This is a genomic window from Neisseria maigaei, from assembly GCF_958267405.1.
GTDB classification, from domain to species: Bacteria; Pseudomonadota; Gammaproteobacteria; order Burkholderiales; family Neisseriaceae; genus Neisseria; species Neisseria bergeri.
The window spans coordinates 41,075-56,326 of the sequence record NZ_CATQFT010000053.1 but is presented as its reverse complement, the minus strand read 5'-3'; the positions used below and the strand labels follow the sequence as shown (position 1 = coordinate 56,326).

Annotated in this window: 15 protein-coding genes; 6 read left to right on the top strand and 9 right to left on the bottom strand. The window is 53.6% G+C overall.

Going from position 1 to position 15,252, the window contains the following annotated elements; genetic code table 11:
• Nucleotides 1-36: 36 nt before the first annotated feature.
• Entirely contained in the window at nt 37-2,421 is a 2,385-nt protein-coding gene (ppsA, locus tag Q3O06_RS09600) for a phosphoenolpyruvate synthase (protein ID WP_301818614.1), read from the bottom strand.
• 412 nt (nt 2,422-2,833) lie between these two features.
• Here ppsA and ppsR point away from each other — a divergent pair, with 412 nt between their 5' ends.
• Nucleotides 2,834-3,655 carry a posphoenolpyruvate synthetase regulatory kinase/phosphorylase PpsR gene (gene ppsR / locus Q3O06_RS09595; protein ID WP_301818612.1) on the top strand — a complete coding sequence of 274 codons (822 nt, stop codon included), beginning with the start codon at nt 2,834-2,836 and terminating at the stop codon, nt 3,653-3,655.
• Nucleotides 3,656-3,718: 63 nt separating this feature from the next.
• Here the strand turns inward: ppsR and Q3O06_RS09590 are convergent, their stop codons facing one another.
• The 3 genes from Q3O06_RS09590 to Q3O06_RS09580 are packed head-to-tail and all read right to left on the bottom strand — an operon-like array spanning nt 3,719 to nt 6,267.
• The gene (locus tag Q3O06_RS09590) at nt 3,719-4,381 is read right to left on the bottom strand and encodes an HAD family hydrolase (RefSeq protein ID WP_301818610.1); all 663 of its coding nucleotides are present in this window, start codon (nt 4,379-4,381) and stop codon (nt 3,719-3,721) included.
• Nucleotides 4,382-4,434: 53 nt separating this feature from the next.
• Entirely contained in the window at nt 4,435-5,394 is a 960-nt protein-coding gene (locus tag Q3O06_RS09585) for a cation diffusion facilitator family transporter (protein WP_301818608.1), read from the bottom strand.
• A 45-nt stretch (nt 5,395-5,439) separates the two neighbouring features.
• Nucleotides 5,440-6,267, bottom strand: a complete 828-nt coding sequence (locus tag Q3O06_RS09580; protein WP_301818606.1) for a ferritin-like domain-containing protein — start codon at nt 6,265-6,267, stop codon at nt 5,440-5,442.
• Between the two features lie 429 nt (nt 6,268-6,696).
• Between Q3O06_RS09580 and lolA the strand changes: the two genes are divergently transcribed.
• The 5 genes from lolA (at nt 6,697) to Q3O06_RS09555 (ending at nt 10,518) form a co-directional block, all read left to right on the top strand.
• Nucleotides 6,697-7,320: an outer membrane lipoprotein periplasmic chaperone LolA gene (gene lolA / locus Q3O06_RS09575; protein WP_301818603.1), complete on the top strand. Its 624-nt coding sequence runs from the start codon at nt 6,697-6,699 to the stop codon at nt 7,318-7,320.
• A gap of 277 nt (nt 7,321-7,597) precedes the next feature.
• Entirely contained in the window at nt 7,598-8,737 is a 1,140-nt protein-coding gene (locus Q3O06_RS09570; protein WP_301818601.1) for a polyamine ABC transporter substrate-binding protein, read from the top strand.
• Between the two features lie 135 nt (nt 8,738-8,872).
• Complete coding sequence (locus tag Q3O06_RS09565; RefSeq protein ID WP_079886496.1) at nt 8,873-9,181, top strand: glycosyltransferase family 2 protein; 309 nt, start codon at nt 8,873-8,875, stop codon at nt 9,179-9,181.
• A gap of 7 nt (nt 9,182-9,188) precedes the next feature.
• Nucleotides 9,189-9,947: a glycosyltransferase gene (locus tag Q3O06_RS09560; RefSeq protein ID WP_301818599.1), complete on the top strand. Its 759-nt coding sequence runs from the start codon at nt 9,189-9,191 to the stop codon at nt 9,945-9,947.
• A 40-nt stretch (nt 9,948-9,987) separates the two neighbouring features.
• Complete coding sequence (locus Q3O06_RS09555) at nt 9,988-10,518, top strand: gamma carbonic anhydrase family protein (RefSeq protein ID WP_101106799.1); 531 nt, start codon at nt 9,988-9,990, stop codon at nt 10,516-10,518.
• A 378-nt stretch (nt 10,519-10,896) separates the two neighbouring features.
• Here the strand turns inward: Q3O06_RS09555 and Q3O06_RS09550 are convergent, their stop codons facing one another.
• The 5 genes from Q3O06_RS09550 to hisH all read right to left on the bottom strand — a co-directional run bounded on the left by Q3O06_RS09550 (nt 10,897) and on the right by hisH (nt 15,213).
• On the bottom strand, nt 10,897-12,492 hold the full coding sequence (locus Q3O06_RS09550; RefSeq protein ID WP_301818596.1) for a peptide chain release factor 3: 1,596 nt from the start codon (nt 12,490-12,492) through the stop codon (nt 10,897-10,899).
• Between the two features lie 106 nt (nt 12,493-12,598).
• The gene (hisI, locus tag Q3O06_RS09545) at nt 12,599-12,994 is read right to left on the bottom strand and encodes a phosphoribosyl-AMP cyclohydrolase (protein WP_301818594.1); all 396 of its coding nucleotides are present in this window, start codon (nt 12,992-12,994) and stop codon (nt 12,599-12,601) included.
• A 30-nt stretch (nt 12,995-13,024) separates the two neighbouring features.
• A complete protein-coding gene (gene hisF, locus Q3O06_RS09540) occupies nt 13,025-13,792 on the bottom strand; it encodes an imidazole glycerol phosphate synthase subunit HisF (RefSeq protein ID WP_127254149.1) in 768 nt (255 codons plus the stop codon).
• A 12-nt stretch (nt 13,793-13,804) separates the two neighbouring features.
• Complete coding sequence (hisA, locus tag Q3O06_RS09535) at nt 13,805-14,542, bottom strand: 1-(5-phosphoribosyl)-5-[(5-phosphoribosylamino)methylideneamino]imidazole-4-carboxamide isomerase (protein ID WP_301818592.1); 738 nt, start codon at nt 14,540-14,542, stop codon at nt 13,805-13,807.
• Between the two features lie 32 nt (nt 14,543-14,574).
• A complete protein-coding gene (gene hisH, locus Q3O06_RS09530) occupies nt 14,575-15,213 on the bottom strand; it encodes an imidazole glycerol phosphate synthase subunit HisH (protein ID WP_301818590.1) in 639 nt (212 codons plus the stop codon).
• Nucleotides 15,214-15,252: the final 39 nt, after the last annotated feature.

Sequence of the window (15,252 nt, the reverse complement as noted above, 5' to 3'; positions counted from 1 at the left end):
CCCCGAGCTTTTCAGGCTTGGGGGTATGGGCATTGATTATTTATTCAATTCATCAGCCAAATATAGCCAGGTTTCGATGACGGTATCCGGATTCAGGGAGACGCTTTCTATGCCTTCTTCAACCAGCCATTTGGCAAAGTCCGGATGGTCGGACGGGCCTTGACCGCAGATGCCGACATATTTGTTCTGCTTGCGGCAGGCGGAGATGGCAAGATGCAGCATCACCTTGACGGCAGGGTTGCGTTCGTCGAAGGATTCGGACACCAAGCCGCTGTCGCGGTCGAGGCCAAGGGTCAGTTGGGTCATGTCGTTGGAGCCGATGGAGAAGCCGTCGAAGTATTGCAGGAATTGTTCCGCCAATACCGCGTTGCTCGGCAGTTCGCACATCATAATCAGGCGCAGACCGTTTTTGCCGCGTTCCAGACCATTTTCTTTCAGGGCTTTAACAACGGCTTCGGCTTCGCCCAAAGTGCGGACGAACGGAATCATGATTTCGACGTTGGTCAAACCCATTTCGTCGCGGACGCGTTTCAATGCTTTGCACTCAAGGGCGAAGCAGTCTTTGAAACTTTCGGCGACATAACGCGCCGCACCGCGGAAGCCCAACATCGGGTTTTCTTCATGCGGTTCGTATACGCTGCCGCCGACCAGGTTGGCGTATTCGTTGGATTTGAAGTCGGACATACGGACGATGGTTTTACGCGGATAAACCGATGCGGCCAATGTCGCCACGCCTTCGGCAATTTTATCGACGTAGAAGTCTACAGGGGACGCGTAACCGGCGATACGGCGGGTAATTTCCGCTTTCAATTCGTCATCTTGTTTGTCAAATTCCAACAAGGCTTTCGGGTGGATGCCGATTTGGCGGTTGATGATAAATTCCATACGCGCCAAGCCGATGCCTTCGCTGGGCAGATTGGCGAAGCTGAATGCGAGTTCGGGATTGCCGACGTTCATCATCACTTTGACGGGTGCTTTGGGCATATTGTCCAAGGCGACATCGGTAATCTGTACGTCCAGCAGGCCGGAGTAGATAAAGCCGGTATCGCCTTCGGCACAGGATACGGTAACTTCTTGACCGTTTTTCAGCAATTCGGTTGCATTGCCGCAGCCGACAACGGCAGGAATGCCCAGTTCGCGCGCGATGATGGCGGCGTGGCAGGTACGGCCGCCGCGGTTGGTAACGATGGCGGAAGCACGTTTCATCACCGGTTCCCAATCCGGGTCGGTCATGTCGGTAACGAGTACGTCGCCAGCTTCGACGGAATCCATCTCGGAAGCATCTTTAATCAGGCGTACCTTGCCCTGTCCGACTTTCTGACCGATGGCGCGGCCTTCGCACAAGATGGTTTTGTCGCCGTTGATGGAAAAGCGGCGCAGGTTGCGGCTGCCTTCTTCCTGGGATTTGACGGTTTCGGGACGGGCTTGCAGGATGTAGAGTTTGCCGTCCAAGCCGTCGCGCCCCCACTCAATGTCCATCGGGCGGCCGTAGTGTTTTTCGATGGTCAGCGCGTAGTGTGCCAACTCGGTAATTTCTTCGTCGGTAATGGAGAAGCGGTTGCGGTCTTCTTCGGGGACATCGACGTTGGTTACCGATTTGCCGGCTTCGGCTTTGTCGGTAAAAATCATTTTGATGTGTTTCGAACCCATGGTTTTACGCAGGATGGCGGGCTTGCCCGCTTTGAGCGTGGGTTTGAACACATAAAATTCGTCCGGGTTGACCGCGCCTTGTACGACGTTTTCGCCCAGACCGTAAGAGGAGGTAACAAAGACGACTTGGTCGTAGCCGGATTCGGTGTCGAGGGTAAACATCACACCTGATGCGCCGCTGTCGGAACGCACCATACGCTGCACGCCGGCGGACAGGGCGACGATGTCGTGTTCGAAGCCTTTATGGACGCGGTAGGAAATGGCGCGGTCGTTGTACAGGGAGGCGAATACATGGTGCATCGCTTCTTTAACGTTTTCCAAGCCGTTGATGTTCAAGAAGGTTTCCTGTTGGCCGGCAAATGATGCGTCCGGCAGGTCTTCGGCGGTTGCGGAAGAGCGTACGGCGACGGAAATGTCCGCGCCTCCGGCATCGGCAACCATTTTGTTCCATGCCGCTTCGATTTCGGCATCGAGCTGTTCGGGGAAGGGCGTGTCCAAAATCCATTGGCGGATTTCTTTGCCGACGCGTGCCAGTTCGGCAACGTCTTCGACATCCAATTTTGCCAGTGCGGCGGAAATGCGTTCGCTCAGACCGTTGTGTGCGAGGAATGCGCGGTAGGCATCGGCCGTGGTGGCAAAGCCGCCGGGGACGCGCACGCCTTTTTCGGTCAGCTGACTGATCATTTCGCCCAGCGAGGCGTTTTTACCGCCCACGCGTTCAACATCTGTCATACGCAGGTTTTCAAACCAGATTACGTAGTTGTCGGCCATTTGTGTGTCCAATCCAAAATATGTTAAAAAAGAAACAAATCCGCTTGCTTATTTTAAGCGATTCGTTCCTCTGCTGTCATGTGTTTTATCCGTTTTAAAATCATGATGCCGTCTGAAAAATTGCGGTTTCGGTGTGTGTAGCGGTTTGAAACTTGCAGCCGGTATGTTTCCTTTTTTGGGTATTTTCTTTGTAAAACAGATGGTTTGAATAGGTTAATGTTTTTTTCTGTTTGATTTTCTTGTTTATTTTTTAAAATTTTCTGCCAAAAAATACTTTATCTAAATAATTTTATTTCAAAATAATATTGTGTCTGTTTGGGTGTAATCCGAGGTAGGCGTACTGCGGGTGCTTTCCTTGTGTCTGCCGCTGCTGTTATGATGGGGTTTTAAACCTGTGTTTTAAGGATGGAAGATGAGCAGTCCGCGCCATGTGTTTTACATTTCCGACCGTACCGGTCTGACTGCCGAGAATATCGGCGAGGCTTTGCTGAACCAGTTTGGCAATCTGTCGTTCAAACGCCATACGCACCCGTTTGTCGATACGCCGGAAAAGGCGCGCGCGGTGGTGGAGAAGGTCAATCGGAGCCGGCAGGAAAACGGTCAGCGTCCGATTGCGTTTGTCAGCGTGGTCAATGACGAAATCCGTGAAATCATCAAACAGGCAGACGCTTTCCACATCAATTTTTTTGAAACCTTCCTCGGGCTTTTGGAAAAGGAACTCAACACCGAGGCGGTTGCCGCCGAACAGGGGCATCACAGTATCGGCAATACGAAGCGTTACGATGCGCGTATGGAGGCGGTCAATTTTTCTTTGAACCACGATGACGGGGTCAGCGATAAGAACCTTCAGGAGGCTGATGTGATTCTGATGGGCGTGTCCCGTTCGGGCAAAACGCCGACCTGCCTGTATCTGGCGTTGCAATACGGCATCCGTGCGGCAAACTATCCGCTGATTCCCGACGATTTGGAATCGGCCGATCTGCCGCGTATGGTCAAGCCGTATAAAGACAAGCTGTTCGGGTTGACCATCCAGCCGGAACGCCTGCAGGCCATCCGTCAGGAACGCCGTCCGAATTCGACTTATGCGCGCATCGACACCTGCCGCAGCGAGGTGGCGGACGCGCAGAGTATGTTCAGACGGCATGGCATTCCATTTGCGAATACGACGGACAAGTCGGTTGAGGAACTGGCGGTACACATCCTTCAGGCGTGCAAATTGAAGCGCAGGTTTTGATGTGGTGTCGGGATTGTAGCTGAATGCGGGAAATGCCGTCTGAAGGGTTTCAGACGGCATTTTTCAAGGACGGATTTTGTTTAGCGTCCCGAGTAGCCCGATCGGTGTGGCGATGCGGTAGTCGGGTTGCCATGAGTCGGTATCGTCTTCATCTGAGATGTAGCCCCATTCGGCGAGGACGGTTTTCATACCGGCGTTGCGTCCCGCCTGCATATCGCGTTCCGCATCGCCGACATAGAGCGTGTGTCGCGGGTTGGCGTGGATTTGTCCGCACGCATACAGCATGGGTTTGATGCCGGGTTTGGGTTCGCCGCAGGTGTCGCCGCTGACGACGGTGGCGGGCGGAACGGCGAATCCGAGTTTGGGAACGAGTTTGTCGGTGAAGCGCATGGGTTTGTTGGTGATGATGCCCCATTTGATGCCGCGTCTGCCGAGTTCGACGATGAGTTCGTTCACGCCGTCGAAGAGGGTGGTGTCTTGGGCGTAGCGGCTGTCGTATTCGTCTAGGTATTCGGCGCGCCATCGGGCATAGTCGGTGTGGTTGGGGGTGATGCCTGCGCCGAGTTTGAGCAGCCCTGCCGCGCCGTGTCCGGCATACGGGCGGATTTCCGCGATGTTTTTCTCGGGCAGGTTGTGGCGGCGCAATACGGTGTTGAGTGCGCCGCCGAGGTCGGGAGCGGTGTCGGCGAGCGTGCCGTCGAGATCGAACAATACGGCTTGTATCATGTGTTTTCCTTTGGTGGAGGCCGTCTGAAAGGTCTTCAGACGGCCTTGTTGGTTTAATGGCTGTGGCTGTGATGTGCTTCTGCATAGGGCGAACACAAAATCTCGTTTTTGTGCGGGTGGTGTTCGCTTTCGATTTGGATGGTGCAGTGTCCGATGTTTTTGTGGGACAACTCGTGTTCGATGCGGTAGGCGATTTGTTCGGATTCGGCAACGGTCATGCTGCCGTCCACGACGATGTGGCAGGATAATGCGTTGATATTGCTGGTAATCGTCCAGATGTGTAAGTCGTGGACGGATTTGACGCCGTCGGTGTTGCGGATGATGGCGAGCAGGTCGTCGGTGTGGATGTTTTCAGGCGTGCCTTCCATCAGGATGTGCAGCGTTTGTTTGAGCAGACCCCAGCCGCTGCGTCCGACCAACGCGGCAACGAACACGCTGGCGAGCGGGTCTGCCCATTTCCAGCCGAACGCCATCATGAGTACGGCGGTAGCAATCGCGCCGACCGAGCCGACAAGGTCGCTTAAAACGTGCAGATACGCGCCGCGCATGTTGACGTTGGCTTCGGTGTCGCTGTTTTTCAGCATGTAAACCGCCACGCCGATGTTGACCAGCAGGCCGACGACGCTGATGACGAGCATCCCCAGCGTGGCGATTTCGGGCGGATAAAGCAGGCGTTTGACGGCTTCGTAGAAAATCAGCACGGCGATGACCACCAGCGACAAGCCGTTAAACATGGCGGTGAGGATTTCAAAACGTTTGTAGCCGAAGGTCTTTTGCAGCGTAGTTTCTTTTTCGCCGAGTTTGAACGCCCACAACGCCACGCCCAAGGAAAATGCGTCGCTGAACATATGCCCCGCGTCGGAAAGCAGCGCGAGCGAGTGGGTCAGCCAGCCGCCGACCGCCTCCAGCAGCATAAAGACGGCGATGATGATGAACGACACGCGCAATACTTTTTTGTTGGCGGTATGCGTGTGGGCGTGTGCGTGATGATGGTGTTCGTGATGGTGAGACATAATGTTCCTCAACAGAGGTCGTCTGAAAATCCGGATTCGGAGTTTTCAGACGACCTTTTTGCCTTGTTTCAAACCCTGCTCGAAATTTTCCAACATATCCAATTCAAAGCGGCTGAAGCCGGCTTTTTCGCGCGCTTCGATGTTCACATAGCCGCGGAAGATAAACATATCGTAACGGGCAATCAGACTGCGGAACAGGGCGACAGGTTCCAAACCGCGTTCGCGGCAGAGGTGTTGATACCAATGGTTGCCGATGGCGACATGGCCCACTTCGTCGCGGTAGATGATGTCCAACACGCCGCAGGTTTCCGAATCGCCGCGCTGTTCCACCTTCGCGCGTATCCCCGGCGTAACGTCCAGCCCGCGCGCCTCCAACACGCGCGGCACCAACGCCATGCGCAACAGCGGGTCGTAGGCGGTTTTATACGCCATGTCCCACAAATGGTTGTGCGCCTCGAAATCGCCGTAATCGAAGCCGAAAGCGCGCAGCCTTTCGCGCATCAGGCGGAAATGGTACACCTCTTCCTTCGCCACCCGCACCCAGTCGCGCACAAACTGAAACGGCAGCATGCGGAAACGGTATGCCGCGTCCAAAGCCAGATTGATGGCGTTAAACTCGATATGCGCAATCGCGTGCAGCATCGCCGCATAGCCTTCTGCCGTGTTCATCTTGCGCGGCGTCAGTTGCGACGGCGCGACCAAAACAGGCTTCGGCGGCCGTCCCGCGCGGGGGAAGTCCGCCGGCGGCGCGTTTGCCTCCGCCCCGTCCGCATTTTGAACGGCGGCAAACGCCTCGTCCGTCAGCCGTCCTTTTTCATCGGGGTCGCCCGAAAGCAGGGCGCGTTCCAGCAAAGCATAAATATCGGGTTTCATCTCAAGTCCGCCGTGTTCGGAAAACGAATATTATAGCGTTTAAAAAAAACAAGATGAGGCATATAATCTCCGCGATTCGGCATTCCGCGCCCAAACCGTCAAATATAGTGGATTAACAAAAACCAGTACGGCGTTGCCTCGCCTTAGCTCAAAGAGAACGATTCTCTAAGGTGCTGAAGCACCAAGTGAATCGGTTCCGTACTATTTGTACTGTCTGCGGCTTCGTCGCCTTGTCCTGATTTTTGTTAATCCACTATAACGCGGCACACAATTAAAGGGCAGCGTGGCGCGCCTGCCTTTTCCGGGTGGTCAAAAAAATCAGCCCTCGGAAAACGCGGTTTGCAAAATGCAAACCGCCCGTAACGCCGCCCGTATGATTGTTTTGCCGCGCCGATACTTTACGCTACACCATCCCGACAAGGAAAAATAATGATGAAACCGCACAACCTGTTCCAATTCCTCGCCATTTGCTCCCTGACCGTCGCCGTCGCTTCCGCACAGGCGGGCGCGGTGGACGCGCTCAAGCAATTCAACAACGATGCCGACGGTATCAGCGGCAGCTTCACCCAAACCGTCCAAAGCAAAAAGAAAACCCAAACCGCGCACGGCACGTTCAAAATCCTGCGCCCGGGCCTCTTCAAATGGGAATACACTTCGCCCTACAAACAGACTATTGTCGGCGACGGTCAAACCGTTTGGCTCTACGATGTCGATTTGGCACAAGTGACCAAGTCGTCCCAAGACCAGGCTATAGGCGGCAGCCCCGCCGCCATCCTGTCGAACAAAACCGCCCTCGAAAGCAGCTACACGCTGAAAGAGGACGGTTCGTCCAACGGCATCGATTATGTGCTGGCAACGCCCAAACGCAACAACGCCGGCTACCAATACATCCGCATCGGCTTCAAAGGCGGCAACCTCGCCGCCATGCAGTTGAAAGACGGCTTCGGTAACCAAACCTCCATCAGTTTCGGCGGTTTGAATACCAATCCCCAACTCTCGCGCGGCGCGTTCAAGTTTACCCCGCCCAAAGGCGTGGACGTGTTGAGCAACTGATTTGCCGTTTTGAAAAATGCCGTCTGAAATGCACACCGTCCGTTTCAGACGGCATTTTCACGCAGGCGGAACAATGTCCCGCATTACCGCCCGATCGTGCGCCGGAACGGCAAACCCGTGAAAATTAACGGTTGCGCCCCGGCTGTTTTTGCCGTTTAATGCAAACCTTGCTGCACCAAGGGCCAAGAAAGCCGACCGGCCGCCCCCACAGCTTCCGATGCAGGCGGCCAGGCCGTCCCTGCAATGTTTTTTATTTTTGAACGAAAGGTCGAAAACCATGAAAAAAACACTGGTGGCAGCGGCAATCCTGAGCCTCGCCTTGACTGCGTGCGGCGGCGGAAGCGATACCGCCGCCCAAGCCCCCTCCGCCAAGCCCGAAGCCGGACAATCGGGCAAACTCAACATCTACAACTGGTCGGATTATGTCGATCCCGAAACCGTTGCCGCCTTTGAAAAAGAAACCGGCATCAAGACGCGTTCTGATTATTACGACAGCAACGAAACACTGGAGGCAAAAGTCCTGACCGGCAAATCCGGCTATGACCTGACCGCGCCGTCCATCGCCAACGTCGGCCGTCAAATCAAAGCGGGCGCGTATCAGAAAATCGACAAGGCGCAAATCCCCCATTACGGCAACATCGATAAAGATTTGCTGAAAATGATGGAAGCCGTCGATCCGGGCAACGAATACGCCGTCCCCTATTTCTGGGGCATCAACACCTTGGCAATCAATACGCGGCAGGTGCAAAAGGCATTGGGTACGGACAAGCTGCCCGAAAACGAATGGGATTTGGTGTTCAACCCCGAATACACCGCCAAACTCAAATCCTGCGGCATCAGCTATTTCGACAGCGCAATCGAACAGATTCCCTTGGCGTTGCACTATTTGGGCAAAGACCCCAACAGTGAAAATCCCGAAGACATCAAAGCCGCCGTCGATATGATGAAAGCCGTCCGGGGCGACGTGAAACGCTTCAGCTCTTCCGGCTATATCGACGATATGGCGGCAGGTAACCTGTGTGCCGCCATCGGTTACGGCGGCGATTTGAACATTGCTAAAACTCGTGCCGAAGAAGCCGCAAACGGCGTGGAAATCAAAGTATTGACCCCGAAAACCGGCGTGGGCGTGTGGGTGGATTCCTTTATGATTCCGCGCGACGCGCAAAACGTCGCCAACGCCCACCGCTATATCGACTACACGCTCCTGCCCGAGGTGGCGGCGAAAAACGGCAGCTTCGTTACCTACGCGCCCGCCAGCCGGCCCGCGCGTGATTTGATGGAAGCCAAATACACAAACGATCCATCGATTTTCCCGACCAAAGAACTGATGGAAAAAAGTTTCATCGTATCGCCCAAATCCGCAGAATCCGCCAAACTGGGCGTGAAGCTGTGGCAAGGGCTCAAAGCGGGCAAATAACCGGAATCCCTGCCGTCTGAAACCTTTCGGGCGGCAGGAAACGGCGCGTCCGTTATCAAACAGGGAGGGGGCGTTTCCCCGCCCGCCGGTTATGATTGGGTTAAGATTAAAATTATTTAGTAAAATGAGAAAGATATGGATTTAAGTATCGTAGTTCCCATTTATAATGTCGAGAGTTATTTGGAAGCGTGTTTAAGTTCCATAGAACCTATATTAAGTAATGAAAATGTCGAACTTATCCTTGTGAATGACGGGTCAAAAGACGGAAGTGAAGATATATGTTACAAATATATAGATAAAATATCAAACAACAAACAACAAACAACAAACAACAAACAACAAACAACAAACAACAAACAACAAACAACAAACAACAAACAACAAACAACAAACAACAAACAACAAACACCGGACACCAAATATCAAATATATATATCAGGATAACCAAGGGTTGTCGGAGGCGAGAAATACCGGAATAAAAAATTCAAACGGAAAATATATAGTCTTTATTGATTCGGATGATTTTATTAATTGTCAGGTCTTGCTGGATTTTCTTAGTAAAGATGATATTGATATGCCGGATGTGGTTTTTTTAAATGCAGTTAAATATGATAAGGGAAGTGTTTCACATTTTGGCGAAGATTATCAGCCTGAAAAAATACTCAATCAATCCAAAGTCGAAGTTTTGAAAGGATTATGCCGATTTAGAAAATTTCCGGGTTCGGCGTGGAATAAGATTATAAAAAGAGAATTGATTATTAAAGAAAAACTGTTTTTTGAAAAGGGGATTTATTCTGAAGATATCGAATGGTCAATGAGATTATTTAATGCGGCAACAACTTTTTCTTATTTGGACGGTTGTTATTACTATTATCGGCAGGGAAGAAAAGATTCTATTACGGGAACTGTTTCGGAAAAAAGTATAAAGTCATTATTATATATTTTGGAGAAAAATGCGGAAATGGAATTTAATAGGGATATATCAAGTTATCTTTATTCTTTTCTTTCCTACGAATATCTCGTTTTGCTTTTTATAATGACGAGTAAAAATATAGAGTGTGATGCTGATATAAAAAGAAGGGCGTATCATTTAAGGTTTATGCTGTTAAAGTCCAATAAGTTGATATATAAGCTGATATTCCCGATAATCACATTACTCGGGGTCGATATTACAGGCAGGATTTTAAAAGCAATCAGAGGGAATGTTTAATAAATCCTTTAACAATATATATCTTACCGAAGGAGGAAAAATGAACGCAATCCGAACTTTCCAAAACCGCACGCCCGAAATCCACGAAACCTGTATGATAGACGAAGCGTGCGTCGTCATCGGCGAAGTGTCGCTTGCCGAAGATGTTTCCGTGTGGCCGTGCGCCGTGTTGCGCGGCGATGTGAACAGCATCACCGTCGGCGCGCGCAGCAATATACAGGACGGCAGCGTCCTGCACGTTTCCCACAAAACCGCCGCCAAACCCGAAGGGTCGCCGCTGGTTATCGGCGAAGACGTTACCGTGGGGCACAAAGTGATGCTGCACGGCTGCCGTATCGGCAACCGCGTCCTGGTCGGCATGGGGACGACGGTTCTGGACGATGCCGTGATTGAGGACGAAGTGATGATCGGCGCGGGCAGCCTCGTGCCTCCGCGCAAACGTTTGGAGGGCGGCTATCTTTATGTCGGTTCGCCGGTCAGACAAGTGCGCGTGTTGACCGATGAGGAAAAAGCCTTTTTGAAGTATTCCGCCGCGCATTATGTGAAGCTGTCGAAACAGTACGGGATGTGAAATCACATCGGCGTTCTTGCGTCAGCCCCAAATTCATGCGGATGGGACGCATCCGATAACGGTATCCGATGCGCCTTGATTTTGACCGTCTGCGTTTGAGTTGCAGGCAAAAAATGCCGTCTGAAGACCTTTTTTTGGGTTCAGACGGCATTTTATCGCCGATTGCTTTTTAAAGTTTGACCGAATGTTCGCGCGTTTCGTGGAACACGATGTCCGCCGGCGTTCTTGCGTCAACCCCAAATTCACGCGGCCGGGATGCACCCGGTAACGGCATCCGATGCGCCTTGATTTTGACCGTCTGCGTTTGAGTTGCAGGCAAAAAATACCGTCTGAAGACCTTTTTTCGGGTTCAGACGGCATTTTATCGCCGATTGCTTTTTAAAGTTTGACCGAATGTTCGCGCGTTTCGTGGAACACGATGTCCGGCCAGCGTTCTTGCGTGAGTCCTAGATTCACGCGGTTGGGGGCGAGGTAGGCGAGGTTGCCGCCCGCGTCGATGGCGAGGTTGCCTGCGTTGGCTTTTTCAAATTCCGCCAGTTTTTTCTTGTCGTCGCACGATACCCAGCGCGCCGACCAGATGGATGCGCTGTCGAACACGGCTTCCACGCCGTATTCGTTGGCGAGGCGCGAGGTTACGACTTCAAACTGCAACACGCCGACCGCGCCCAAAATCAAATCCGCGCCGCTCATCGGTTTGAACACCTGTACCGCGCCTTCTTCGCCGAGTTGTTGCAAACCTTTTTGCAGTTGCTTGATTTTCAGCGGGTTTTTGATGCGGACGCTGCGGAACAGTTCGGGTGCGAAGAATGGGATGCCGGTAAACGTCAGTTGTTCGCCTTCGGAGAAGCTGTCGCCGATTTGGATGTTGCCGTGGTTCGGGATACCGATGATGTCTCCGGCGTAGGCTTCTTCCACCAGCTCGCGGTCGTGCGACATAAAGGTTACCACGCTGGAGGCGGCGATTTCGCGGTTGATGCGAAGGTGTTTCATCTTCATACCGCGCTCGAATTTGCCGGAGCAGACGCGTAAGAAGGCGATACGATCGCGGTGTTTCGGATCCATATTGGCTTGGATTTTAAAGATAAATCCGGAGAATTTCGGCTCGTCCGGCTCGACCATGCGTATGGTCGCGTCGCGCGGTTTCGGTGCGGGCGCCCAGTCAATCAATGAATTGAGGATTTCCTGAATACCGAAGTTGTTAATCGCCGAGCCGAAGAACACGGGCGTGAGTTCGCCGGCGAGAAATTCGTCGAGATTGAACTCGTTGGAAGCCGCCTGCACCAATTCGATTTCGTCGCGCAACTGCTGGATTTCCAACGGAAAGCGTTGTTCCAATTCGGGATTGTCGATGCCTTTGATGATGTCGAACTCGTGCGGCAGGCGTTCGCCGCCCGCTTCAAAGAGATAGATTTCATCGTTCAGGATGTGGTACACGCCCTTGAAGTTTTTGCCCATACCGATCGGCCAGGTAACGGGCGCGCAGCGGATTTGCAGGATGTTTTCCACTTCGTCCAAAAGTTCCAAAGAATCACGCACTTCGCGGTCGTATTTGTTCATAAACGTAACAATCGGCGTATCGCGCAGGCGGCAGACGTTCAAAAGTTTGATGGTTTGCGCTTCCACGCCTTTTGCCGCATCGATGACCATCAATGCGCTGTCCACGGCGGTCAAAACGCGGTAGGTGTCTTCGGAAAAGTCTTGGTGTCCCGGCGTGTCCAAGAGGTTGACGGTATGGTCTTTGTAGTCGAACTGCATCACGGACGATGCCACGGAAATGCCGCGCTGCTTTTCGATGTCCATCCAGTCGGAGGTGGCGAATTTGCCGGTTTTTTTGCCTTTTACCGTACCCGCACTCTGAATCGCGCCCGAAAACAGCAAGAGCTTTTCGGTCAGCGTGGTTTTACCCGCATCCGGGTGGGAGATGATGGCAAACGTGCGGCGGCGGCGCACTTGGTCGAGGATTTCTTGGGACATGGTTTTCTTTGCAAAAAGGTTCAGGCCGCTTTTCAGACGGCCCGGACAGTGTTTGAGACGGCGAAATTGTACAAAAAAATGCCTGATAATTCAATGTTGGAGGCGGTCAGTGCGTGCTGCCGTAAATCTCTTTTTCGTCTTTCAGGACGGCATCGGCGGTTTCCCACGCGCCGCCGCGCCAGACTTTGTAAAAGCAGCTTTCGCGCCCGGTATGGCAGGCGATGCCGCCGTTTTGGGCGATGAGTATCACAATGGCGTCGCCGTCGCAGTCGAGGCGCAGTTCGCGGACTTTTTGCGTGTGTCCCGACTCTTCGCCCTTCATCCATTGTTTTTGGCGCGAACGGCTGTAATAGTGGGCAAAGCCGGTTTCGACGGTTTTTTGCAGGGCTTCGGCGTTCATCCACGCCACCATTAAAACACGTTTGGTTTCGGCATCTTGGGCGATGGCACAAACCAAACCTTTTTCGTCAAATTTGACGGCTTCAAGCAGGTTTTTATCCATATTTCCTTTCAGACGGCATAGTCGGGGCGGTCAGAGGCGCACTTCGATGCCGGCTTCGCGCATAGCGCGTTTGGCTTCGCGGATGGCGATTTCCCCGAAATGGAAAATGCCGGCGGCAAGTACGGCATCGGCTTTGCCTTCGGTTATGCCTTCAATCAGGTGCCGGACATTGCCGACCCCGCCGGAGGCGATGACGGGGATGTCGACGGCTTCGGCAACGGCGCGGGTCAGCGGCAGGTTGAAACCCTGTTTCGTCCCGTCCCTGTCCATACCGGTGAGCAGGATTTCGCCCGCGCCGCGTTTTTGCATTTCGACCGCCCATTCCACCGCATCCAAACCGGTCGGATTTCGCCCGCCGTGGGTAAAGATTTCCCAGCGTGTGTTTTCGGGGTTGACGGCTTTGGCATCGACGGCGGCGACGATGGCTTGCGAACCGAAGAATCCGGCGGCTTCGTCAATCAGGTCGGGACGGGTAACGGCGGCGGTGTTGATGCTGACTTTGTCCGCGCCGGCATTGAGCAGGCGGCGGATGTCGGCAACGGTGCGTACGCCGCCGCCGACGGTCAGCGGGATGAAGACTTGTCCGGCAACTTCTTCGATGATGTGCAGGATGGTGTCGCGGTTGTCGGATGAGGCGGTGATGTCGAGGAAGGTCAATTCGTCCGCGCCTTCGCCGTTGTAGCGTTTGGCGGCTTCGACGGGGTCGCCCGCGTCGCGCAAACCGATGAAGTTCACGCCTTTGACGACGCGCCCGTCTTTTACGTCGAGACAGGGGATGATGCGTTTTGCCAGTGCCATAATCGGATGCCTTTAGTTGAGGGAATCTGCCAGTTGCTGCGCTTGGGCAAAATCGATGCTGCCCTCGTAAATCGCGCGGCCGGTAATCGCGCCTGCTACGCCACGTTTTTCGGCGGCACACAGGGCGCGGATGTCGTCCAAGCCGGTCAGTCCGCCGGAGGCGATGACGGGAATGCGGACGGCTTGGGCGAGTTTGACCGTCGCGTCGATGTTCACGCCGCTCATCATACCGTCGCGCCCGATGTCGGTGTAGATGATGCTGTTGACACCGTCGTCTTCAAAGCGTTTTGCCAAATCAATCACATGATGCCCGGTTACGGTTGCCCAGCCGTCGATGGCGGCCATACCGTCTTTGGCATCCAGCCCGACGATAATCCTGCCGGGGAAGGCTTTGCACGCTTCGCGCACGAAGTCGGGGTTTTTGACTGCCGCCGTGCCGATAATCACGTCGTTCAGGCCCAAATCCAAATATTGTCCGATGGTTTTCAAATCGCGTATGCCGCCGCCGAGCTGTACGGGGATGTCTTTGGCGACGGCGGCAAGGATGTCTTTGATGGCGGGCAGGTTTTGCGGAACGCCTGCAAACGCACCGTTCAAATCTACCAGATGCAGGCGGCGCGCGCCTTGTTCGAACCAGTGCAGCGCGGTGTCGGCGGGCGAATCGGAAAAGACGGTCGCCTCTTCCATCAGCCCTTGTTTCAGGCGGACGCAGCGTCCTTCTTTCAAATCGATGGCGGGTATCAGCAGCATAATTTTTCTCCTTGTGCGGGGCCGTGTCCGGCTTACCAGTTTAAAAAGTTTTTCAACATCGTCAGCCCGGCATCATGGCTTTTTTCGGTGTGAAATTGCGTGGCGAATACGTTGTCTTTGCCGACGATGCAGGCAAACGGGGACGGGTAGTCGCTTTCGCCCAATATGGTTTCGGGATTTTCGGGGTCGAAATAGTAGCTGTGGACGAAGTAAAAACGCGTGTCTTGGGGGATGCCTTGAAAAAGCGGGTGGTTTTGGGTTTGGCGCACGGTGTTCCAGCCCATATGCGGGACTTTCAGACGGCATCCCTGCCGGTCGCGGAGGTCGCGGGCAAAGCGTCTGACTTTGCCGCCGAACCAGCCCAAGCCGTCGGTGTTTCCTTCTTCGCTGTGGTCGAATAAAAGTTGCGCGCCGACGCAGATTCCGAAAAAGGGTTTGTTTTTTAAGGCATCTTTGACTGCCTCGTCCAAGCCGCCGCGCTTCAGTGCCGCCATACAGTCGGGCATCGCGCCCTGCCCGGGAAAAATGACTTTGTCGGCGCGGGACACGCGTTCGGGGTCGCCGCTTAAAAAGATTTCGGTATTTTTTCCGGCAAGCTGCCCCGCCGTCCGGACGGATTTCAATACGGAATGCAGGTTGCCCATACCGTAATCGATAATGGCGGTTTGCATGGCTTCCTCCTCTTTTTTTGCAATATGGCTGCGATTTTA

Coding starts and splice junctions, on each gene's coding strand:
- ppsA (WP_301818614.1), bottom strand. CDS start 2,421: ATGGCCGACAACTACGTAATCTGGTTTGAAAACCTGCGTATGACAGAT.
- ppsR (WP_301818612.1), top strand. CDS start 2,834: ATGAGCAGTCCGCGCCATGTGTTTTACATTTCCGACCGTACCGGTCTG.
- Q3O06_RS09590 (WP_301818610.1), bottom strand. CDS start 4,381: ATGATACAAGCCGTATTGTTCGATCTCGACGGCACGCTCGCCGACACC.
- Q3O06_RS09585 (WP_301818608.1), bottom strand. CDS start 5,394: ATGTCTCACCATCACGAACACCATCATCACGCACACGCCCACACGCAT.
- Q3O06_RS09580 (WP_301818606.1), bottom strand. CDS start 6,267: ATGAAACCCGATATTTATGCTTTGCTGGAACGCGCCCTGCTTTCGGGC.
- lolA (WP_301818603.1), top strand. CDS start 6,697: ATGATGAAACCGCACAACCTGTTCCAATTCCTCGCCATTTGCTCCCTG.
- Q3O06_RS09570 (WP_301818601.1), top strand. CDS start 7,598: ATGAAAAAAACACTGGTGGCAGCGGCAATCCTGAGCCTCGCCTTGACT.
- Q3O06_RS09565 (WP_079886496.1), top strand. CDS start 8,873: ATGGATTTAAGTATCGTAGTTCCCATTTATAATGTCGAGAGTTATTTG.
- Q3O06_RS09555 (WP_101106799.1), top strand. CDS start 9,988: ATGAACGCAATCCGAACTTTCCAAAACCGCACGCCCGAAATCCACGAA.
- Q3O06_RS09550 (WP_301818596.1), bottom strand. CDS start 12,492: ATGTCCCAAGAAATCCTCGACCAAGTGCGCCGCCGCCGCACGTTTGCC.
- hisI (WP_301818594.1), bottom strand. CDS start 12,994: ATGGATAAAAACCTGCTTGAAGCCGTCAAATTTGACGAAAAAGGTTTG.
- hisF (WP_127254149.1), bottom strand. CDS start 13,792: ATGGCACTGGCAAAACGCATCATCCCCTGTCTCGACGTAAAAGACGGG.
- hisA (WP_301818592.1), bottom strand. CDS start 14,542: ATGCTGCTGATACCCGCCATCGATTTGAAAGAAGGACGCTGCGTCCGC.
- hisH (WP_301818590.1), bottom strand. CDS start 15,213: ATGCAAACCGCCATTATCGATTACGGTATGGGCAACCTGCATTCCGTA.